At 52.7% G+C, this 245-nt stretch carries 1 protein-coding gene; it reads left to right on the forward strand.

Going from position 1 to position 245, the window contains the following annotated elements; genetic code table 11:
• On the forward strand, positions 1 to 245 hold a 245-nt coding region (locus tag B0E34_RS20880), incomplete at both ends, for a replication endonuclease (protein WP_165763046.1).

Consider the following 245-nt stretch of genomic DNA (forward strand, 5'->3'; position numbering starts at 1 on the left):
GTGATGTGCGTGCACGCCGCCAGGCAAATCTGGAATTTCTTAAATCGTGTGACCTTGAAAACAGGGAAACCGGCGAGCGCATCGACCTTATCAGTAAGGTGATGGGCAGTATTTCTAATCCTGAAATTCGCCGGATGGAGCTGATGAACACCATTGCCGGTATTGAGCGTTACGCCGCCGCAGAGGGTGATGTGGGGATGTTTATCACGCTGACCACGCCGTCAAAGTATCACCCGACACGTCAG

This window comes from Chryseobacterium mucoviscidosis, from assembly GCF_002177115.1.
Lineage (GTDB): Bacteria > Bacteroidota > Bacteroidia > Flavobacteriales > Weeksellaceae > Chryseobacterium > Chryseobacterium mucoviscidosis.